General features: G+C 64.6%; 14 protein-coding genes. 11 read left to right on the forward strand and 3 right to left on the reverse strand.

Going from position 1 to position 21,542, the window contains the following annotated elements:
• Window positions 1–92: 92 nt before the first annotated feature.
• Genes aroA through fabF form a run of 5 tightly spaced genes read left to right on the forward strand, consistent with a single transcriptional unit; the run spans window position 93 to window position 8,782 of the window.
• Window positions 93–3,170, forward strand: a complete 3,078-nt coding sequence (gene aroA / locus OSC27_RS12120) for a 3-phosphoshikimate 1-carboxyvinyltransferase (protein WP_267181702.1) — start codon at window positions 93–95, stop codon at window positions 3,168–3,170.
• Window positions 3,115–4,323 carry an acyl-CoA dehydrogenase family protein gene (locus OSC27_RS12125; RefSeq protein ID WP_267181703.1) on the forward strand — a complete coding sequence of 403 codons (1,209 nt, stop codon included), beginning with the start codon at window positions 3,115–3,117 and terminating at the stop codon, window positions 4,321–4,323. Before aroA ends, OSC27_RS12125 begins: the two co-directional genes overlap by 56 nt.
• Window positions 4,320–5,240: an SDR family oxidoreductase gene (locus OSC27_RS12130; RefSeq protein ID WP_267181704.1), complete on the forward strand. Its 921-nt coding sequence runs from the start codon at window positions 4,320–4,322 to the stop codon at window positions 5,238–5,240. Before OSC27_RS12125 ends, OSC27_RS12130 begins: the two co-directional genes overlap by 4 nt.
• 5 nt (window positions 5,241–5,245) lie before the next feature.
• On the forward strand, window positions 5,246–7,519 hold the full coding sequence (locus OSC27_RS12135) for an FAD-dependent oxidoreductase (protein ID WP_267181705.1): 2,274 nt from the start codon (window positions 5,246–5,248) through the stop codon (window positions 7,517–7,519).
• 27 nt (window positions 7,520–7,546) lie between these two features.
• Window positions 7,547–8,782: a beta-ketoacyl-ACP synthase II gene (gene fabF / locus OSC27_RS12140; RefSeq protein ID WP_267181706.1), complete on the forward strand. Its 1,236-nt coding sequence runs from the start codon at window positions 7,547–7,549 to the stop codon at window positions 8,780–8,782.
• A gap of 125 nt (window positions 8,783–8,907) precedes the next feature.
• Here fabF and OSC27_RS12145 read toward each other — a convergent pair whose 3' ends face one another.
• The gene (locus tag OSC27_RS12145) at window positions 8,908–10,350 is read right to left on the reverse strand and encodes a lipase maturation factor family protein (RefSeq protein ID WP_267181707.1); all 1,443 of its coding nucleotides are present in this window, start codon (window positions 10,348–10,350) and stop codon (window positions 8,908–8,910) included.
• Window positions 10,351–10,474: 124 nt separating this feature from the next.
• On the opposite strand from OSC27_RS12145, the gene OSC27_RS12150 reads away from it, so the two are divergent.
• Entirely contained in the window at window positions 10,475–11,638 is a 1,164-nt protein-coding gene (locus OSC27_RS12150; protein ID WP_267181708.1) for an acyltransferase family protein, read from the forward strand.
• A gap of 49 nt (window positions 11,639–11,687) precedes the next feature.
• Here OSC27_RS12150 and OSC27_RS12155 read toward each other — a convergent pair whose 3' ends face one another.
• Window positions 11,688–12,152: an adenylyltransferase/cytidyltransferase family protein gene (locus OSC27_RS12155; protein ID WP_267181709.1), complete on the reverse strand. Its 465-nt coding sequence runs from the start codon at window positions 12,150–12,152 to the stop codon at window positions 11,688–11,690.
• Window positions 12,153–12,447: 295 nt separating this feature from the next.
• On the opposite strand from OSC27_RS12155, the gene OSC27_RS12160 reads away from it, so the two are divergent.
• Window positions 12,448–13,701 (forward strand): phenylacetate--CoA ligase family protein, encoded by a 1,254-nt coding sequence (locus OSC27_RS12160; protein WP_267181710.1) that lies wholly within the window; start codon window positions 12,448–12,450, stop codon window positions 13,699–13,701.
• Entirely contained in the window at window positions 13,698–14,795 is a 1,098-nt protein-coding gene (locus tag OSC27_RS12165; RefSeq protein ID WP_267181711.1) for a glycosyl transferase, read from the forward strand. Before OSC27_RS12160 ends, OSC27_RS12165 begins: the two co-directional genes overlap by 4 nt.
• On the opposite strand, the gene OSC27_RS14525 is transcribed toward OSC27_RS12165, so the two are convergent.
• Complete coding sequence (locus OSC27_RS14525; RefSeq protein ID WP_416348851.1) at window positions 14,743–15,717, reverse strand: glycosyltransferase family 2 protein; 975 nt, start codon at window positions 15,715–15,717, stop codon at window positions 14,743–14,745. The two genes, OSC27_RS12165 and OSC27_RS14525, sit on opposite strands and share 53 nt — an antisense overlap.
• A gap of 123 nt (window positions 15,718–15,840) precedes the next feature.
• On the opposite strand from OSC27_RS14525, the gene OSC27_RS12170 reads away from it, so the two are divergent.
• The 3 genes from OSC27_RS12170 to OSC27_RS12175 all read left to right on the forward strand — a co-directional run.
• Window positions 15,841–16,797, forward strand: coding sequence for a glycosyltransferase family 2 protein (locus OSC27_RS12170; RefSeq protein ID WP_267181712.1), 957 nt, complete (start codon window positions 15,841–15,843; stop codon window positions 16,795–16,797).
• A 487-nt stretch (window positions 16,798–17,284) separates the two neighbouring features.
• Window positions 17,285–17,599, forward strand: coding sequence for a DUF4352 domain-containing protein (locus tag OSC27_RS14530; protein WP_416348852.1), 315 nt, complete (start codon window positions 17,285–17,287; stop codon window positions 17,597–17,599).
• Between the two features lie 98 nt (window positions 17,600–17,697).
• Window positions 17,698–21,542, forward strand: a 3,845-nt coding sequence (locus OSC27_RS12175; protein WP_267181713.1) for a PKD domain-containing protein, incomplete at its 3' end; no start/stop codon positions are given.

Genomic DNA, 21,542 nt, shown 5'->3' on the forward strand with positions numbered 1-21,542 from the left:
AGCGTATGGATGCGCTCTTTCCGGCTTCCGCACGGAGCCGGCGAGCAGACGACACAAAAGAATCCCGATTCGTCGGTGAAGGAGTTGGTCACATGCACTTGTCCGTCGCTGGCACCTCAGATCGGGTTCACGGCGCAGTGCAGGTGCCGAACTCCAAGTACCACGCGCATCGCGCGCTCATCCTCGCCTCGCTCGCGCCGGGCGTCAGCCGCATCACCGGCCTCAGCGACGCACGCCACGTGCAGTACACCGTCACGCTGCTGCGCTCGCTCGGCACGAAGATCGAGATCGACGGCGACACCTTCATCGTGCACGGCGGGCCGTACCACCCCCGCAGCGAAGCGATCACGGCCGGCAGCTCGGGCACGACGCTCTACTTCATGGTGGGCCTCGCGGCGCTCGCCGACCGCGACGTCACGGTCACCGGCCAGAAGTACTTTCAGCGCCGACCAATCGGTCCGCTGCTGCGCGCACTCGGTCAGATGGGCGTGGAGGTCGCCTCGCCGACAGACTGCCCGCCCATCCAGGTGAGGCATGGCCGCCCTCGCGGCGGCACGGTGCACATCGCCGGCACGCTCTCGCAGTGGGTCTCCGCCCTGCTGCTCCTGGCCCCCTTCGCGAGGGAGCACACCACCGTCATCGTCGACGGCGAGTTCAACGAGCGCAGCTACATCGACCTCACGGTTCGCATGATGGGCCAGTTCGGCCTGCACGTCGAGGCGTCGGCGGATGGGCGCCGTTACGAGATCGAACCGAACCAGAGCGCCCGACCGGCCGACCTGCAGTTGCCGCCCGACATCGGTTCCGCGGCGTTCGGACTCGCGCTCGCCGGCATCCACCCCTCTGATGTGCTGCTGCGGGGCCTGCGCGACACCGCGCCGGACCGCGTGGACCACCCGGAGGCCGACTTCCTCGGCATCGTGCGCGACATGGGCCTGCCCATGGTCTACGACGCCGCCGAGGATGGCGTGCGCGTGCTGCACGACGGCGTGCGCCTGAAGGCCACCGAGATCGACTGCCGCGACGTGCCGGACATGCTGCCCATTCTCTCGACCATGGCCGCCTTCGCCGAGGGCGAGAGCGTGTTCCACAACGTAGAACATGTGCGGCTGAAGGAATCCGACCGCGTCGTCTCCATGCTGCAGCTGAACGAGATGGGCGGCAATCTCGAGTTCGACGGCACCGACCTGCGCATCCGCGGTGTCGAGCGCCTGCATAGTGCCCACCTCTCGTCGTTCAACGACCACCGCGTTCTCATGTCGCTCGCGGTGGCGGCGTCCGCGGCCGAGGGGCGATCGACGCTCACGTTCCCGAACGCGTACCGCATCTCGTACCCGCAGTTCCTCGACGCCATGCACGACCTGCACGTCAACATGCAGGTGGAGGACGGCCCCGCGAAGCCCACCGCCCGCTACCGGCGCCCCGACGGCGACGTCGAGGCCGCCAGCCGAGTGACCGGCGCCGAGTGGATCCGCAAGTGGGCCACCGAGAAGCCGCACGCGCTCGCGGTGGTCGACGCCGCGCCCACGCGCACCGACCACATGAGCTGGAGCGAGCTCGACCACGCCGTCGACAAGGCGGCCGCGATGTTCCTCGAGATGGGCGTGGCGCACGGCGACCGCATCGCCGTGCAGCTGCCCAACTGCCGCGAGTTCGTCGTGATCGCCGCGGCGGCCATGCGCATCGGCGCCGTCGTCTGCCCGATCATGCCGATCTTCCGCCAGCGCGAGGTGGCGTACGCGCTGCGTCGCTCCAAGGCCAAGCTATTCGTGGTCGCCGACAACTTCCGCGGCAGGCAGCACGACCGCGAGGCCGCGCAGATCTTCGACAACCCGCAGGCCGCCGAGGGCATCCTCGTCGAGAACGTGCTCGTGCTGCACGGCACGCCCGGCGTCGCCCACGTTCTGCCGGCGTGCGAGAATCCCGCCATCCGCTGGCAGGCCTGGCACCGGGCTACCGCGTGGGCCCACGTCGACCGTGCGGCCATCGATGCGCGCGCTCCCAAACCAGCGGATGCTGCGCAGCTCCTCTTCACCTCGGGCACCTCCGGCGAGCCCAAGGGCGTCGTGCACCGCCACGAGAGCCTCAGCCGCGCCGCGTGGATGGAGGTCGAGCAACTGCCGCTGAACTCGACCGACTCCATCTACATTCCGTCGCCGCTCGCGCACCAGACCGGGTTCCTCTACGGCATGTGGCTGTCGTGGGTGCTCGGCGTGCCCGAGATCGTGCAGGCGGTCTGGGACGCCAAGCGGGCGATCGAGGTGCTGCAGGCGTGGGAGGGCACGTTCGTTCAGGCCGCCACCCCGTTCCTCACCGACCTGGTGCGTGAGATCGAGGCGGGCACGCCCGCCCCGAAGGCGCTGCGCATCTTCGTCGCCACCGGCGCCGCGGTGCCGCGCGCGCTCGCCGAGCGTGCCACCCGCGTTCTCGGGGCCGCCGTCTGCGGGGCGTTCGGCACGACCGAGACGGGTCTCGGCGCCCTGTCGAGCCCGGCCGATCCGGCGGCCAAGGCGTGGGGTACCGACGGCAAGGCCATGCCCGGCGCCCGCCTGCGCATCGTCGACGATGAGGGTCAGCCGCTGCCGGCGGGCGTCGAGGGCAACTTCGAGCTCACGAGCGCGACCGTGTTCGACGGCTATCTCGACCGCCCCGACCTGACCGACGAGGTGTTCACCGAAGACGGCTGGTACCGCACGGGCGACCTGGCGACCATCGACGACGACGGCTACCTGCGCATCACGGGCAGAATGAAAGACGTGATCAACCGCGGCGGCGAGAAGATCCCGGTCTCTGAGATCGAGCAGCTGCTCTACCAGCACGAGGCCATCGATGACGTCGCCATCGTGGCCATGCCCGACCAGCGGCTGGGCGAGCGCGCCTGCGCGTTCGTCACCCTGAACGAGGGCGCCTCGCTCACGTTTGGGCAGATGCAGAAGTTCCTCGACACCAACGAGGTGTCGAAGCACTACTGGCCGGAGCGCCTCGAGATCATCGACGCCATTCCGCGCAACGCCGTCGGGAAGGTCCAGAAGTTCCTGCTCCGCGAGCAGGCTGCCACGCTGAAGCCACAGCGACTCAGCGCACTATCGCACCCTGCGAAGGAGAACACCCTCAATGACCAGCACCCAGACCGAGTTCGAGCGCCCCGCCAGCCGCATCGAACAGCCTGAGTACGACGAACTACTCGCCCGCGTCACGGCGTGGGTCGACGGCCCCGGCGAGGAGTGGGCCGAGCGCATCGAGGAGACGGGGGAGGTTCCCCGGGCGCTCTTCGACGAGCTGAAGACCAACGGCTACCTGAGCATGGCCGCCCCCGTCGAGCTGGGCGGCCGGGGCCTCAGCTTCAGCCAGTGGATGGGCCTCATGGAGGTCTTCTCCCGCTCGCACGCCTCCATCCGCATGCTCGTGCACGTCATCAACGGCACCTGGCGCGCCATGAACCCGTATGCCGACGACGAGCAGCGTGAGAAGTTCGTGAAGCCGTCGATCTCGGGCGACAAGCTCGTCGCATTCACTCTGACCGAGCCGGACAACGGTTCGGGCGCCGACATCACCTGCACGGTTCGGCGCGAGGGCGACACCTATTACCTGAGCGGCCGCAAGCACCTCATCACGTTCGGCGTCGCCTGCGACTACTGGTTGCTCTTCGCCAGGCTCGAGGGCTCGAGCGGCAAAGACGGCCTCGTCGGCCTCATCGTCGACCGCGATGCCGACGGCGTCACCGTCGAGGACACCTCGAACACCATGGGCGTGCGCGGCACCGACCACGCCCGCCTCACGTTCGACAACACGCCCGTGCCCGTCTCCCAGCGGCTCGGCGACGAGGGCGACGGCCTCGAGATCGCGCTCGGCGGGTTCCTCACCCCCAGCCGCATCTCGGTCGCCATGAGCTGCGTCGGCCTCGCGGAGCGCGCGCAGCAACTCGCCGTCGAGTACGCGGCCAAGCGCGTCACGTTCGGCAAGCCCATCGCGAGCCGGCAGGCCATCGCGTTCATGATCGCCGAGAACGAGGCCGACATCGAGGCGGCGAAGCAGCTGGTGCTGCACGCGGCGAGGCAGTGGGAAGAGGGCGCGGATGCGGCATCCGCTCTGTCGTCAATGGCGAAGATGGTCGCCGTCGACATGCTGACCCGGGTCACCGACAAGGCGCTGCAGGTGCACGGCGGGCTGGGCTACTGGAAGAGCGAGAAGATCGAGCGGGTGTACCGCGACGCGAGGGCGCAGCGGTTCGAAGAGGGCACGAATGAGATTCAGAAGACGGTCGTGGCCCGCGACGTCTTCGTGAGGGCGGCGGCGAAGGCCGCGAAGGAGAAGACCAGGTGACCGACTCAGCACGCTGGAGCTCAAACGATGGCGAAGCCATCGGCGACGCCAGTGCCGAGGCAGCTGTGCTGCCGAGGAGCGAGGAACCTGCGAGCGAGAGCGGCTCGTACGCCGGTCGCATCGCGCTCATCACCGGCGCCTCGCGCGGCATCGGCCGTAACCTGGCGCTGAAGCTCGCGGCCGAGGGCGCGACGGTCGTCGTGAACTATCGCAAGAACGCCGAGCTCGCCGAGCAGGTGGTCGCCGAGGCGCGCGCGGCCGGCGGCGACGGCATCGCGGTGGGCGCCGACGTGGAGAACCCCGAAGACATCGTGCGGCTCTTCGACACCGTGGCCGAGACGTATGGCCGGCTCGACTTCTTCGTGAACAATGCGGCGGCGGCGGCGTTCAAGCGCGTGGTCGACCTGAAGACGCATCACCTCGACCGCTCGTACGCTATGAACGTGCGCCCGTTCGTGCTGGGCGCGCAGGAGGCCGTGAAGCTCATGGATCAGGGCGGCCGCATCGTGGCCGTATCGAGCTACGGCAGCATGCGCGGGTTCGCCACGTACGCCGCGCTCGGCTCGTACAAGGCGGCGGTCGAGTCGTTCATCCGCTTCATGGCGGTGGAATTCGCCGACTACGGCATCAACGTGAACGGGGTCAACGGCGGCCTCATCGACTCCGACTCGCTCGAGTACTTCTACTCGATGCCCGGCATGGCCCCCATGGAGAGCGTGCTGAAGGCGATCCCGCTCGGCCGGCCCGGAACGGTTGACGACATGGCGAACGCCATCGAGTTCCTGCTCTCCGAGAAGTCGTCGTACATGACCGGCCAGACGCTCGTGGTCGACGGCGGCATGACGGTGGCGGCGCCGCCGTACTGGCACGACACGACCGAGCCGCTGGGCATCCCGCCGCGCCCCACCCGCGGCTGAGCGCCGTGCCCGAGACCGCTGAACACGCCGGCGCGGCCGCCGACGCGCTGTACCCGAGCGTGCGCACCCCGCTGGCGCTCGGTCGACTGCGCCTGCCGCACCGCGTGGTCATGGGCTCGATGCACCTCAACCACGAGCACGGTCCAGCGGATGCGCTCGCCGCCTTCTACGGCGAGCGTGCCCGTGGTGGCGCCGGCCTGATCATCACGGGTGGCGCGGCGGTCAGCCGTGTGGGGGCCGGCAACGCGGGCTACACGCTCATCAACGAGCCGGAGCACGCCGAGCGCTGGCGGCCGGTGGTCGATGCCGTGCACGCGGAGGGCGCGCTGATCGCGCTGCAGCTCTTCCACGCGGGCCGCTACGCATTCGAGTCGTCGTTCGGGCTGCGGCCGGTGGCGCCGTCGGCCGTCTACAGCACGTTCTCCCGGGCGGAACCGGAGGCGCTCGGCGAGGCGGGCATCCGCTCGACCATCGCCGATTTCGCCTCCGCCGCGGCGGTCGCGGTCGAGCTGGGCTTCGATGCCGTCGAGATCATGGGGTCAGAGGGCTACCTCATCAACGAGTTCGCCTCGCCGGTCACGAACCTGCGCGACGACGCATGGGGTGGCGACGCCGAGCGCAGGCGGGCGTTCCCGCTCGCGGTGCTGGCCGCGGTTCGGGCCGCGGTCGGCGCGGTGGTTCCGGTGATCGTGCGGATGTCGGGGGCCGACCTCGTGCCCGGCTCATCCACGCCCGACGAGGTCGACGCGCTGGCGGTGGCGCTCGCCCGGGCGGGGGCCGACGCGATCGACGTCGGCGTGGGCTGGCACGAGGCGAAGGTGCCGACCGTGCAGTCGATGGTGCCGCATGGGGCGTGGGTCGATGTGGCCGCGCGCGTGAAGGGTGCGCTTGCGGCGGCGGGCGAATCCGTGCCGGTGATCGCCTCGAACCGCATCAACACGCTGGCGCAGGCCGAGCGGGTGCTCGCGTCGGGTGCCGCGGACCTGGTCTCGATGGCGCGGCCCTTTCTCGCGGATGCGCGCATCATCGCGTCGTCGTTCGCCGGCCGGCCGGAGCTGGTCAACACGTGCATCGGCTGCAACGAGGCGTGCATCGACCGCACCTTCGGTCTCGAGCCGGTGTCGTGCACGGTGAACCCGCGCGCGGGCCGCGAACTCGAGTTCCCTGCAGCCGAGCGGGTTGAGGAGGCGCGAAGCGCCGTCTCGAAACCGCGACGAGCAGAGCGGGTTGAGGAGGCGCGAAGCGCCGTCTCGAAACCGCGACGAGCCGAGCGGGTTGAGGAGGCGCGCAGCGCCGTCTCGAAACCGCGACGAGCCGAGCGGGTTGAGGAGGCGCGCAGCGCCGTCTCGAAACCCAGCGACCAGGTTTCGAGACGCGGCTCCGCCGCTCCCCAACCGGCTCTCGCCGTCATCGGTGCCGGCCCCGCCGGCATGGAGGCCGCCCGGGCCGCCGCCACCGCGGGCGCCCGCGTCACCCTCTTCGAGGGCGCCGACCGCATCGGTGGCCAGTTCCTCATGGCGGGAGCGGTGCCGGGCAAGTCCGACTTCCTCGAAACGGTGCGCTACTTCGAGCGTGAGCTCGCCCGTCTTGGTGTCGAACTGCGCCTCGGCGAGCGCGTACACAACGCCGCAGGCCTCGCCGGCTTCGACGACGTCATCGTGTCCACGGGCGTGCTGCCGCGCCGCCTCGAGCTGCCGGGCATCGCCTCCCCGCACGTCATCGACTACGCGCAGGCCTTCGCCGACCCCGCCTCGGTCGGTCGGCGCGTCGCCATCCTCGGCGCCGGCGGCATCGCGGTCGACCTCGCGCACCTGCTCGTCGAGCCCTCGGAGACCGACGCGAGCGACGAGGCCAGGCGCGCCCGCTTCCTGGTCACCAACGGCATCGAGGCAGGGCGCCTGCAGGAAGGCGACCGAAACGTCACCGTCATGCGCCGCGCCGGCGCGATCGGCGCCGGCATGGGCATCACCACCCGCTGGGCCGCCGTGCAGGCGATTCGCCGCGGCGGAGTGCGCACCCTCACGGGCGTCGCCTACCTCGGCATCGAGCCCGGCGGCGTGCGCATCACGCACGACGGCGTCGAGCAGCTCATCGCGGCCGACACGGTCATCGTCGCGGCAGGGCAGGAACCGCACGCCCCCTTGTCGGCGGTGCTCGCGGAGGCGGGCATCCGCCACACCGTCATTGGGGGAGCACTCGACGCGACCGGCCTCAACGCCGTGCGCGCGTTCGAGCACGGGCTGCGCGCGGGCACGGCTATCGCCCGCGGCGCGGCGTGAGGCAGTATGAGAAGTCGGGAGGCGTGAATGGGTGAACGCATCGTCATCACGGGGCTGGGGGCGCTGACCCCGCTGGGCAACACGTGGCGCGAGACATGGTCGTCGCTCGTCGCGGGCAGAAGCGGCATCGACCGCATCACCCAGTTCGATGCGAGCGGTTTCGCCACGCAGATCGCCGCCGAGGTGAAGGGCTTCGACCCGCACGAGACGCTGTCGGTCAAGCAGGTCAACCGCATGTCGCGCACGTCGCAGCTCGCGGTGGTCGCGGCACGCGAGGCCGTCGCGGATGCCGGGCTGCCCGCCGACCTGACCGGCATCGAGACGGGCGTCATCGTGAACAGCGCGGTCTCGGGGTTCGCCGAGGTGCAAGATGCCACCGAGGTCTTCCACTCCGACGGCGCCCGGCACATGAGCCCGCGGTTCGTGCCGAGCGCCCTCACGAACATGCCGGCGTGCGAGATCGCCATCGACATGGGCATCCACGGCCCGGTCAACGCGAGCGCCCTGGCCTGCGCGAGCGGCGCGTACGCCCTGCTCGAGGCCAGACGCCTTCTACTAGCGGATGAGGCGGACGTCGTCATCGCCGGTGGCACCGACGCCGCCATCACACCCGTCATGTTCCAGGGCCTGAACGCCATGCACGCGCTCTCGACCCGTAACGATGCGCCCACCGAGGCGAGCCGGCCGTTCGACGCGGATCGCGACGGCTTCGTGTTCGGCGAGGGCGCGGTGGTCTTCGTCATGGAGACGCTCGAGCACGCGCGCGCCCGAGGTGCGCACATCTACGCCGAGGTGCTCGGCGGGGCGCTCACGAGCGACGCGTTCAACGTGGTCGCGCCGGAGCCCAGCGCGACCTATGCGACACAGGCGATCACGAGGGCCCTGGGCAGGGCGCGGCTCGCGGCATCCGATGTCGATCTTGTGTGTGCACACGGCACCTCGACCAAAGCGAACGACCGCACCGAGACGGCGGCGATCCATCAGGCGTTCGGGGCGGCGACGCGCGGGCTGCAGGTGACTGCGCCCAAGTCGATGACGGGGCATCTCATCGGCGCGGCCGGTGCGCTGGCGAGCATGTTGTGCGCGCTGTCGATCAGCGAAGGCGTGATTCCCCCGACGATCAACTACACGACTCCCGACCCCGAGTGCGACCTTGACTACGTGCCGAACACGGCGCGCGAGGCGGTCGTGCGCCACGCGGTCACTAACGCCTTCGGCTTCGGCGGCCAGAACGCGGTCGTCGCCTTCGGCCACGCGGGTTGAGGAGCCGGCCGCATGCGGGTTGAGGAGCCGTCCTCATGCGGGTTGAGGAGAACGCGAAGCGTTCGTCTCGAAACCCACCCCAGCCGCAGGGTTTCGAGACGCCGCTGCGCGGCTCCTCAACCCGCCTACCCGCGCAGCGCGTCGCGCGAGACCGGCGGCACGAGCATGCCCGCCTCCTCGCGCACCCACCACACGTGCCGCTTGCGCCGCTCCGCACGCGTCGCGAACCGGTAGTGGTACCGCTTCGCCCTGATCCACTGGGGCGGCTCCCCGTGGAACGGGTCGACGCGCAGCAGCTTCAGCGTCTTCGGGTCGGTCTCGAGCAGCTTGCCGAGCAGCATGATGAACCACCGGTTGTCCGGTGAGCCGAGCGCCAGAAACCACATGAGCCAGTCGAGCCTCAGGTGGTACGGCGCGAACTGGCGCGGCACCCGCCTCGGGTCGCCCGGCTTGCCCTTGAACTCGTACGCCCGCCACTCGGCTTCGGGGCCGGGCTGGGGGGCATCCGTGCCTTCGATTTCTATTTCGTAGCGCACCTGGGTGACGCTGCCGAAGGCGCCGTACGCGTTGACGAGGTGCCAGCGGTTGAAGCTCGCGTTCATGAGCTGCCGGCGGGCGACGAGGTTGCGGGCGGGCCACCAGCTGAGAATGACCACCAGCAGGGATGCCGCGATCACGATCACGATGAACCACGCGGGCGCTACGGCGAACGCGTAGTCGGTATGCGCCGGCATTGCGGGGATCACCAGGTGCGCCGCCGGGTCGCTGAGCGCCGCGAACGCCAGCACGATCGTGATCACGTTGAGCCAGGCGAAGTTGCCGGTGACCACGAGCCACAGCTGGGTGAGCATGACGATGGCTGCGGCGACGGATGCCACGGGCTGCGGCGCGAACAGAAAGAACGGCACGATCAGCTGCGAGAAGTGGTTGCCGAGCACCTCGACGCGGTGGAACCACTTGGGCATCAGGTGCGCGAAACGGCTGAGCGGGTTCGGCATCGGCTGCGTCTCGTGGTGGTAGTAGAGCGCGGTGAGGTCGCGCCAGGACCGGTCGCCGCGCATCTTGATCATGCCGGCGCCGAATTCGAGGCGGAACACGAGCCACCGGATCAGCCAGATGATGAGCACGGGCGGCGCCGTCTCGTTCGAGCCGAGGAACGCGACCATGAAGCCGGCTTCGAGCAGCAGGCTCTCCCAGCCGAAGCCGTAGAAGGTCTGGCCGACGTTGACGATCGAGAGGTATCCGAACCAGATGGCGAGAAAGAGGATGAGCGGAACCCACGGCGGCCCCAACTGTGGCAGGCCGGCGACAAGGCTCGCGGCGACAACGGCCCCGACCCACGCCACCGTGAGCAGCAGCCGATCGGAGTACCGCCAGCGAAACAGCGTGGGCTGCTTCTTCGCGTACGAGAGCCTCAGGAACTGCGGAACCGGCAGTAGGCCGTGCTCACCGAGCAGCGCGGGGAACTGCGCTGCGGTCGAGAGGAAGGCAACGAGGTAGATCGCGGCGACGCCCCGCTGAAGCACCTGCCGCGCCAGCTCGTACCCGTCTGCCCCGAACCAGTCCATGGCGCTTCCACGCTAGGCGCGCCCTGCCGCCCCGGCAACGTCGGTACCGTCGTCATAAATGAGGAAGAGTCACTAAACTCACATAGTCGGCGCCCGATGGGGGCGTCAGGAATCGGGGACGAACGTGGTCGTTTCAACTGAGAGAATCAGTGCCAGCGATGACGCCCAGCGCGCGGCGAAGGGCCGACCCACTCGCAAGACCATCGCCGAGCACATTGACCCGACAGCGAATTCGCTCAACTTTGTTCGGTTGTTGCTCGCAGCAACTGTGATCGTTTGGCATGCCTTCGTGCTCAGCGGTCGATCCACCGATTGGCCGTATGGCGTGCAACTCGTCTCGGACGTTCCCGTTGACGGGTTCTTCGCCATAAGCGGGTTCCTTCTAGCTGGAAGCTGGCTCCATTCGCCGAACCTTCTACGTTACCTTCGTAACCGGTTTCTGCGCCTGATGCCGGCATTCTTCACGTGCCTGATTTTGGTCGCCTTTGTTATCGCACCGATTACGGCGTTGATCCAGCAAGGTTCAGCGGCAAGCGTGTTTTCCGGGCCGCATTCTGCTTGGCAGTACGTGCTACACGATTCGAATCTCAGTATGGACTTCTACGATGTTGGCGGTACGCCGCGCGGGGTGCCGGTGCCGGGAGTATGGGATGGCTCGCTGTGGACGTTGTACTGGGAAGCGACGGCCTATCTTGCCCTGGCGATACTCGGTGTAGCCGCAATCCTCAGGCGTCGCTGGGCGACAGCCGTGATCTTTGCGCTGGTCTGGCTGATGGCGTTGGCGCTTGCGCTTGGCCTACTCCCCGATGAGTACAGAATCCGTTCTGTCTCTCGACTTGGGCTCATGTTTCTCGCGGGGGCACTAATCCAGCTCTACGGTGACAAGATCCCTGCTAGACGCGGATTGTTTGCCGTGGCTCTCGCGCTGCTGGCGGCTGGCGCTCTGCTTCCGAACTATCGGTTGATCGCGGCGCCGGCGCTCGCCTATTCCGTTATCTGGATCGGCGGTCGGCTTACTGCGCCAGCACTGCAACTCAAAGACCGCGACATCTCGTACGGGTTGTACATCTATGCCATGCCATTCCAACAGATCCTGCTCATGCTAGGTGCTGCACGGCTGCCTCTGGCGATCTTCGTTGTCGCATCGCTAGCGATCACTGTGCCAGTCGCGATGGCGAGCTGGTTCTACATTGAACGACCTATGCTCCGGCTGAAGGCGTCGTCCTGGCGAAGTGAGTCAAGCATCGGGCTTCGACACTTTCGTACGCCACATCTCGCCAAGCGATAGCGAGATGGCCTACGGCATTTGGCGAAATGGCGGTGAGACGTCGAAGGGCTCAGCGTGAAGCGGCAAACGGTTCAGATTTGGCGGAAGGTCCGACTCCGACCATCACGTCTAGTGCGCGACGAAGTACGGTGCTCGAGGTGCTCATCGTGTATGGAAAGTACACGACCTCAACCCCAACTTTTGCAAAATCGCGTTCGAGCCGTTTCCCCTTCTCTGTACCGCGCCAGTCGTCACCCTTGAAGAACACGTCGAACTGAAGTTCACGCCACATGTCGAGCTTGTTTGGCACGGTCTCCGCTACGGCTTCATCGACATAGCGAATATTGCGCACGATCTCGAGACGCTCAGAGAGAGGAATCACGGGGCGAATGCCCTTGAAGGCCTGCAGCATTTCGTCTGATACGACGCCGGCGATGAGGTAATCGCACGCACCCTTGGCATGTTTGAGAATGTTGAGGTGGCCGACGTGGAAGAGGTCGAAGGCGCCAGCGGCGTAGCCGATCCGTTGTGCCATAGCGCTCCTCCTCGTGTCGCGAAACGCGGGATTTTCTACACTCATCACTTTAGAATGAGAATTACTCAATTCAGTGTAGCGGAATGCTTGACAATCGTCGGTCCCAGCGACCGGGTGCCTATTTTTTCGGGACCCGGCACGCACGGTGGACGCTACACTTGGCGGCATTAGCGGTCGAATTACGTAGGGGGGCCCAGTGTCTACGTGGATGCGCAGGGCGGCTTTCGCGAGCAGGTCCAGCACCGTGGTGAGATCAAGCGCGGCGGTCTGGCGATCGCTTTTAGCTAATGAGGGCTTGTCCGCGGCGGACCTTTCCGCCGTAAAGGACGCCCACTCAATCGCAATCGCACGTTTTGCGATGAAACACTCGCCGTTCTACGCCGAGTTCTATCGAGATCACGGCTTTAGCCTCAATGACCTTGAGGATCCGTCAGCGTTTTACGAGCTGCCTCTGCTGACCAAGGAGATGATCCGAGAGCATGCTGACGAGATACGCTCCGATGAATCTACTGAGCGGAACAGCGTCACGAGCATGTCGAGTGGCAGCACCGGGGAGCCGCTGAAAGTGCTCCGAGACCTTCGAGTCCATGCCCGGGCCTATGAGTGGCGACTGCAGCGATGGTGGGGAATTGAGCCGTGGGCTAACACGGCAACGATCGACCGTCATTACCGAACAGCGTCAGCGCGGCGCAAACAGGCTCTACTCTGGTGGCCCTCGACGCGCATCCAGCTCGACACGTTCGACATTAGCGATGAAGCATTGGAGGCGTTCGCTTCGGCTTGGAAGAGGACGCGCCCCGAGTTTCTGATCGGCTACGTGGGTGGTGTCGTTGCCTTGGCTCGACTAGCACGTGTGAAAGGAATCGAATTTGAATCGCCGCGCGCAATCGGCGTCACTGCCGGGCCACTTCCAGAATCGCAGCGCGCCGAGATAGAAGACTTTTTCGGAGCGCCGGCTTTTGACCACTATCGCAGCTCAGAAGCCAATTGGATGGCAGGGGAGTGCGATAGGCAAAGTGGGCTGCACACCTTCGATGACATCAAGAACGTCGAAATTGTGCGTGACGGGGTTCACCTCATGGATGAAAGTGAGGGCGAGGTCGTGATCACCGACTTCGAGAACAAGGTCTTCCCGCTAGTCCGATACCAGCTGGGCGATCTGTCGTCAAGAATCCTCGCTCCGTGTGCATGCGGGCGGCCACACAGCAGAATCAGTCCTGTCCGCGGGCGCACGTCGGATTTCCTTGTGCTCCCGAGCGGCAAAGTCATCCTCGGCGGGCTCACTGGGCTCTACGCTGGAGCAAACGAATACGTCAGGCAGTTCCAGTTGCATCAGCAGGCGGACTATTCCATAATCGTCAGGTGCCTCCTGACGGAGCATCCTGATGCGGTGGAAGTGGCCGAGAAGCGCCTGGCAGCTCTTCGGGCTAACGTCGACGGCGAAGTCCCTGTGTCACTCGAGATCGTCGATGAGATTCGCCCAACGCGCGGAAAGTTCCGATTCATCATGAGCGACGCGCCAAAGACTACCGCGACGACGCAACGATGAGTGGTGCACGCCCGGTCCGAGTGCTGGAATCGTTTGCCCGCCCTCGAGCCACCACCAATCCATATATCGTGCAACTTGCAAGCGCACTCAATGGCGAGCGGCATTGCGAGCTCATCCTTTTTTCATTCAAGCGCGCGATTTTAGGCCGGTACGATGTTTTCCATGTCCATTGGCCTGAGGTAATCTTCACCGGGCACAGCACGTTCAAGAGTCTCATTCGTGAAGCCCTGACCGCTTTAATTCTCGCTCGAATTCAATTGACGCGAAGAGCACTTGTGCGCACGCGTCACAACGTCGAACTGCCAAGCGGTTTGAACAGACGACAGTTGGCGTTGACAGCGTGGTTCGAACGCCTCACAACTATCAATATCCATCTGAACGCCGTGACTCAATCGGCCACGCCTGTCCCGTCGGTCACTATTCCCCATGGCCATTACAAGGACTGGTTCAGGGACTATCCGCAACGCGCCCCGATTGCCGGCCGGATCGCCTATTTCGGTCTTATACGCCGGTACAAGGGCGTTGAACGCCTTGTTGCGCGGTTCCTTGAGACCCGCGTCCCAACGATGACGCTTTCGATCTCAGGCAAGCCGTCAACGCCCGAGATCCAGGCAAATCTTTGCGAGATGGTGGGCGGCGATGACCGCGTCGAGTTCACGTTCAAGTTCTTGACGGACGCTGAGCTCGTTTCGGCAGCGACGGGTGCGGAACTCGTCGTGCTGCCGTACCGATTCATGCACAATTCGGGCGCCACTCTAACCGCACTCTCTCTCAACCGACCTGTACTCGTGCCCGATACTGAGGTCAATCGGCTTCTCGCGGAGGAGGTTGGAGACGGCTGGGTCTACCGCTACAGCGGCGAGCTTGCGCTAGAAGACCTTGAATCAACTGTCGCGGCAGTTCACGCAAAGCAGACAGTTGGAGAACCGGACCTGACAGCGCGATCTTGGCGTCGAGCGGGGGAGCGCCATGTGCAGGTATTCAAAGAAGCAGTTGCTTTAGTGCACCGCCGGCAGAGATGGAAGAAGGCGTCTGACCTCGTCAGGCCTTCTTCGACCGAGCAGAGGGATGCCGACCGTACTCCGCAGTCGTAAGACCCATTGCTCCACGCGCCATTCCCCACCCGCGCGCGGCAACGCGAATGCCGTCAGCGTCCTTATAAACATTTGCGGACAATCGGCCAATGAGGTGTCTGGTGTAACCCCAAATCACGCGGGCTACGCCGCCTAAACCGCACCTCGCGCGGGCAGCGGCTCGCCGCAGCGGCGATGAAGCAAGGCGCAGTTGAACCAAGACTTCCGCGCTGCCGTGAGCCTGAGCACGTGCTACGCAGAAAGAGCGTGTCGCGCGCGCCTCAGGAATCGCGTCGTCAACTATCGATTCCTGGCACCAGACGATCGCTCCTCCTGCGCGTGTCACCTGAGAAGTGAAGAGTGTGTCTTCTCCCCCGGAGAGCCCGAGACTGGCATCGAAGCGAACCCCAAATCGCCGCACAGCCGCTACGTCCACGAGAATATTGCCCGCCGCCGCTGCGCTGAGTCGGCTTCCTGTCGGTCTGCTCTCTCGGCGGATGAAGCCTCCGTGCACGATCCAGGGATCTGTCCCTTGGGGGAATGTGTATCGCACGAACCCCGCGACGATTGCAGCACCGGAGTCTTGCCACACCTCCAACAGGGGCCGAATCCACGTAGACGTAGGGACGACATCGTCGTCCAGATATATGAGAACCGAGTTCTTTGGCGCTTCGTCGAGTGCTCTCTGCCGAGCCGCTGCGATGCCCGGTACCCGTTCTGTAACGTAGTGGACGCCTCTGCGCGCTTCTGCGACGCGACGTGCCGACTCATCGGGATCATTATCGACGACCAAGATTGAGGTGGCGAGCGAAGTCTCATTGCGAATGTTGTCCGCAACCAGATCGAGCAACGGGCCAAGTAGCTCCGGTCGCCGGTACGTCGTAATCGCCACCACAAGGTACTCGGCAGTCGTGCTGGCCATATGGTGGTGGTCGCCTTTCATCTTGTCGGAGAGTCTAGCGACGCGACGGCTGCCATTTCGTGAGCCGCCCGCGGCCGGGATGCACGTCGGAGCATGGGACTTAACGGCATACTAGGGTGCGTTGCGGAAGGCGGAAGCGGGCCGATGGCTGACGATTCATTTGGACTGATCCCGATGGGCCACATCCCTTCATTCGCCTTGATCGTGGTGAACTTCGGTTCAAGCGCTTTGCTCAAGCAGAACCTCTCAGGTCTCGACATCCGAGCCCACGGCGGCATGGTCGTGATTGTCGATAACTTCACAACGAGCGCCGAGCGCCGGGCTGTTCAGACGCTGGCTGCCACAGAGGGGTGGGTGGTTGTTCCCTTAGACGATAACCGCGGCTTTGGCGGAGGTGTGAATGCCGGCGCACGGTACGCGATCGAACATGAGCGTGAAGTGCTTGTGGCCCTGAACCCGGACGCGCGCATCGGTGTCCACGGACTGATGCGACTCGTGACCGCCGCGGCCGCAACAGCGGACCTCATGGTAGCTCCAGTCATCAAGACGGGTTCGGGCGCCATCTGGTTCGATGGCATCGACCTCTTCCTCGACTCCGGTCGAGTGGCAAGTCGACGTCGCAAGATGCCGCCCCCAGGGCCCAGGCAACCGTGGATCAGCGGTGCTTGCTTCGCCATTTCTTGCTCTATGTGGGAGCGCGTGGGAGGCTTCGATGAGGAGTATTTCCTCTACTGGGAAGACGTCGACCTCTCAAGACGTGTTGTCCTGTCCGGCGGGTCGCTCGCCGTTCTTGACGACGTTTTCGCCGTACACGATGAGGGTGGCACGCAAAAGTCGGCGCGCAAGGCTGGCGCCAAGTCGGAGACTTACTACTACTACAACATTCGGAACAGGCTCGTGTACGCGGCGAAGCATTGCGATGACCGGCGGATCAAACTCTGGCAGCGCTCGACCGCACGAGTGTCATACGAAATTCTTCTGGGCGGCGGCCGACGACAGTTCTTGCACTCATTGGCGCCCATCCGAGCCTATGTTCGCGGGATACGGGACGGCCGACGCATGCTTGCGGAGATCCGCAGTCGTAAACGTTCTGAACGGTGACGTGTCTCCTTCACTCAGCTCCAAGAAATTGGGACTTGTGAGGATTGCTCAGGTATACGAAGATTAGTTTGATCGACTTGCGTTGGGACACCATACCCGTGATCCGCCCGACAACCGCAAGTTCTTCGTTATATGTGGTGCCCGGCGTCTTGTCGGGGAGATCTGCGGGGTGTGAACGGAGATCGCCATGTGGGGCAATGGAACGCGCCGCTCTCTGCGGTGCACGCTTGTCGTCCTCGTGGCCGGGTGCGCGTTCGCCCTCGCGGGTTGTGTCGCGACGCCGTTGAGTTCGGACGCGGGTAAGCCGGTGCCCGGGCAGCATAGCGATGCGCCTCCCGCCCGTACGACTCCAGTTCCCGCTCCGACTGGCGGAACAACCGCCGAGGTCGTCAAACCCGGAGCCCCCGGGCCGGTAACCCAAGTTGCCTTCACGCAACCTGCAAGTCTCGATGGCGGCGTCACAATTAGCGTCCCAAGCATCAAGGCGATGACAGCGAAGGCAGGGACGCCCGGCGAAATCGCGGGGCCGGCAGTTGCCGTCGAAGTGCATGTCCAGAACAACTCGAAGGATGCAATCGACGTTAGCTCGGCCATCGTGACTCTCACGGATTCAAGCGGCGCACCAGCGCAGCCGACTACGTCAGATCCGTACCGGGCGCTGTGGGGAACCGTTTCGGCGGGAGCGTCGGCGACCGGAACGTACGTTTTCCGAATTCCCACCAGTGATCGGCGGGGATTGACGCTGTCTGTTGAATACGTTGCAGGCGCACCGACCGCTCACTTTGTCGGTGCTGTCTCATGATGATGAATACGGCACGAAATGGAGCGACGATGATATCCGCAGGTGCCCATACTCGACGTCCAATCGCGATACTTGTCGCGGTAGGCGTCGCAGTCAGCATGTTCATGGTCGGGATCGCCTCACCTGCGCAGGCGCTTTTGCCGGGTCCCGCACCCATAGAACAGCGAAGCAGCACGACAGCAACGGCAGATAACCTGCCTACGGTTCAGATCGACTCAGGTGTCGTCTGGAATCAAGTGGTCATCGGAGACATCGTCTACGCGGGCGGATCCTTCAGCAACGCTCGCCCGGCCGGGGCGCAACCAGGTACAAATCTCATTCCTCGTAGCAACCTGCTCGCGTACAACATTACGACCGGTGACATAACGCCGTTTGCTCCTCAAATCAATGGGACGGTGAAGTCCCTCGCTGTATCACCGGATGGTACGCGCCTCTACGTTGGCGGCTCCTTCAACTCGGTAAATGGGCAAACGAGATGGAATCTCGCAGCCTTTGATGTTGCAACGGGGCAACTCGTCACCAGCTTCAACGCCGCTGTAGGCGGTTCGTACGTCAACGCGATCGCAGTGACAGCCACGACCGTATACGTCGGCGGGCTCATTGGAGCCGGAAATGGAGTCAAGCGGCAAGGCTTCGCCGCGTTCAACACCAGTGGAGGACTTCTCGGGTGGGCACCGACGTCGGACCTGCAGGTCGATTCGATGGTGATCACCCCTCAGAAGGACAAGTTAATTGCTGCTGGTCGGTTCTCCACGATCAACGGAGTGTCACAGCGCGGCTTGGCAGCTCTTGATCTCACTACGGGAGCCCTGCTTCCATGGACGGCGCCCACCATCATCAAGAACGGCTACAACACGGGAAGCGGCGCCGGAAAGGCCGGCATTTGGAGTCTCACAACGGATCAAAACGCGGTGTACGGCACGGGTTGGGTTTATGCCGATACGACTGTCGGAAATCTTGAAGGGACTTTCTCCGCAGACCCGGAATCCGGCGATATTCGTTGGATTGCTGACTGCCACGGCGATCACTTCGGCGTCTACTCCGACGGCACGACCGTATACACGACGAGCCACGAGCACGCCTGCGAGTCTGCCGGAGGCATGGCTCAAAAAAACCCGGAGAATATGCGCAATGCTTCAGCTTTGACGGCCGCCCCTAAGGGCACGCTTAGCCGGAGCCCATGGGTAAGCAACATCTACACCGACTGGAGTGGCTACCCTGCGCCAGCGGTCGTCGACTGGTACCCGGACTGGTACACGGGCAGCTTCACCGGCTTGGGCGATGCTGGTTACTCAATCGTCGGCACAGATGGCTTCATCGCTATTGGCGGTGAATTTCCAGGCGTCAACGGGCAAGCTCAGCAGGGGTTAGTGCGCTTCTCCGCTAACCCGCCTGGTGGCCCGAAGCAGGGGCCGCGGCTTTCGGGGAGCAGCTGGACGCCCACGGCCAGGTCGGTTGGGGCGGGTTCCGCGCGGGTAACTATTCCTGCAAACTGGGATCGCGACGACCTGTTCCTGACCTACAAGCTTATGCGAGTCGGAACGTCTCAGCCTGTTGCCACCACAACGGTGGAATCGACCTACTGGAATCTGCCCACTGTGACTCTCAAAGACACCGGGGTGCCGGCTGGGTCCACACAGTCGTACTACGTTGTTGCCTCTGATCCAGACGGCAACAGCGTGACCAGTCCGCAGGTCTCTGTGCAGATCGGAAGCGCGACCGCCTCGTCCTACGTCATCGGGGTGCTGGATGACGGGCCTACGCTCTTCTGGCCGCTCGGCGGTCCTTCGAGTACAGCAGCTGTTGATTGGGCGGGAAGCAATGATGGCACGGTGAGTTCAGGTGTGGGAACGACGAGCCCGGGCGCCATTGCCGGGGACACGGATCCTGCCTCGACGTTCAACGGTTCATCGAGTGGCCTAATTGCGACATCGCAGCAGGCAGCCGTGAACTCGTCATTCTCGACGGAGTTGTGGTTCAAGACGACCACGCGAAGCGGCGGAAAGCTCGTCGGGTACGGCTCGGATAAGAGCGGTTCGTCGTCGTCATACGACCGTCATGTCTACATGCTCAACAACGGCCGACTTACGTTTGGCACCTACCCCGGAACAACAAAGACCGTCACGAGTTCCTCGTCTTACAACGACGGGCAATGGCACTATCTCGTCGCAGAACAAGGCGCCGAGGGTATGAAGCTGTTCATCGATGGAGGTCTTGTCGGCTCCGATTCTCAGACGACCACAGCGCAGAGCTACTCGGGGTATTGGCGGCTTGGAGGCGACAACCTCAATGGCTGGCCGGGCGTTCCCACCAGCAACTACTTCAACGGCGCGCTTGACAACTTCGCAGTGTACGACAGTGCCTTGACGCCGGGTCAGATTGCCGCGCACTACGCGCTCGGGACGGGCCAGGGTGTTCCAACAGCAGCGTTCACGGCAACATCAACCGCGCTCAGCGTGGCCTTCGACGCGAGCGGTTCAGCTGCCTCTTCCGGCAAGACGATCGCCTCGTACTCCTGGAACTTCGGCGATGACACGACGGGAACCGGGGTGGCCGCTACCCACACGTATTCGGCGCCGGGCAACTATCCTGTGACGCTGACGGTGACGGATAGCGCCGGCGTGCCATCGACGGCTTCAAAGACGGTGACAGTCGCTGCCCCGCATACTCCGCCTACCGCCGTGATCGAGGACACCTCGTCAGATCTGACCGCGACCTTCGACGGCACAGGATCGCGCGCCTCTGACGGTGCGGCGATAACCGATTACGCATGGAACTTCGGGGACGGCTTTACATCCAACGAAGCCAAACCTGTCCACACGTATTCGGCGGCTGGCACTTATACGGTGACGTTGACGGTGACCGATAACAAGGGTGCGGTCTCGACCGCGGTAACGAAGCCCGTCACCGTCACCGCTCCTCCGGTGAATGCGGTTCCGGTGGCGGCGTTTGATGCGACGGTGTCGGGGTTGACGGTGTCGACTGATGGGTCGGGTTCGGCTGATTCTGATGGGTCGGTGGCGTCGTATTCGTGGCAGTTCGGTGATGGTGGTGTGGGGACGGGTAAGACGGCCACGCACACGTATTCGGCGGCTGGCACTTATACGGTGACGTTGACGGTGACCGATAACAAGGGTGCGGTCTCGACCGCGGTAACGAAGCCCGTCACCGTCACCGCGCCAGCAGCCAATGTTCTTGCTCAGGATGCGTTTGGTCGGACCGTGAGCAATGGTTGGGGTTCTGCGGATGTTGGTGGTTCGTGGACGTTGACGGGTTCATCATCGAAGTTCCAGGTCAATGGTGGGGTTGGCCAGATGGTTCTCCCCGGCGGTTCGACTCGTATTGCGAATCTCGATTCGGTTGCTTCGACGGATACCGATTCTGTGGTCACGATGACGCTTGATTCGGTTCCCACGGGTGGAGGCAATTACGCGAGCTTGATCGGTCGGCAAGTGGGCTCGTCGGCGTATGCCGTTGATGTCTGGGTCAAGCCCACGGGAGACGTTTTCCTTATTCTTCGAAGCGGGTCGGCCGTTTTGAACGTGACCCAGGTCTCTGGGCTCAGCTACACGGCGAACCTGCCACTGAAACTGCGCGTTCAAGTCACCGGCACTTCGCCAACGACGATCAGCGCGAAGGCGTGGCCGGCTGCTCAGAGCGAGCCGGCGAGCTGGCAAGCTGTTGCGACGGACAGTGCAGCGGCGTTGCAGGCTCCGGGCGGTGTCGGCCTTAAGAGCTATTTGTCTGGCTCCGCGACTGCATCTGTGACGACCGGGTTCGATGACTTCATCGTCACGACCAGCGATGCGGTGACGCCTCCTCCGGTGAATGCGGTTCCGGTGGCGGCGTTTGATGCGACGGTGTCGGGGTTGACGGTGTCGACTGATGGGTCGGGTTCGGCTGATTCTGATGGGTCGGTGGCGTCGTATTCGTGGCAGTTCGG

Source organism: Microbacterium sp. STN6, assembly GCF_026410545.1.
Classification (GTDB): Bacteria; Actinomycetota; Actinomycetes; order Actinomycetales; family Microbacteriaceae; genus Root112D2.

Bases quoted from the DNA above. Each gene is read 5' to 3' on its own strand.
- OSC27_RS12145 (WP_267181707.1), bottom strand. From the start codon at position 10,350: ATGGACTGGTTCGGGGCAGACGGGTACGAGCTGGCGCGGCAGGTGCTT.
- aroA (WP_267181702.1), top strand. From the start codon at position 93: ATGCACTTGTCCGTCGCTGGCACCTCAGATCGGGTTCACGGCGCAGTG.
- OSC27_RS12155 (WP_267181709.1), bottom strand. From the start codon at position 12,152: ATGGCACAACGGATCGGCTACGCCGCTGGCGCCTTCGACCTCTTCCAC.
- OSC27_RS12170 (WP_267181712.1), top strand. From the start codon at position 15,841: ATGGCTGACGATTCATTTGGACTGATCCCGATGGGCCACATCCCTTCA.
- OSC27_RS14525 (WP_416348851.1), bottom strand. From the start codon at position 15,717: ATGAAAGGCGACCACCACCATATGGCCAGCACGACTGCCGAGTACCTT.
- fabF (WP_267181706.1), top strand. From the start codon at position 7,547: ATGGGTGAACGCATCGTCATCACGGGGCTGGGGGCGCTGACCCCGCTG.
- OSC27_RS12165 (WP_267181711.1), top strand. From the start codon at position 13,698: ATGAGTGGTGCACGCCCGGTCCGAGTGCTGGAATCGTTTGCCCGCCCT.
- OSC27_RS12125 (WP_267181703.1), top strand. From the start codon at position 3,115: ATGACCAGCACCCAGACCGAGTTCGAGCGCCCCGCCAGCCGCATCGAA.
- OSC27_RS14530 (WP_416348852.1), top strand. From the start codon at position 17,285: ATGACAGCGAAGGCAGGGACGCCCGGCGAAATCGCGGGGCCGGCAGTT.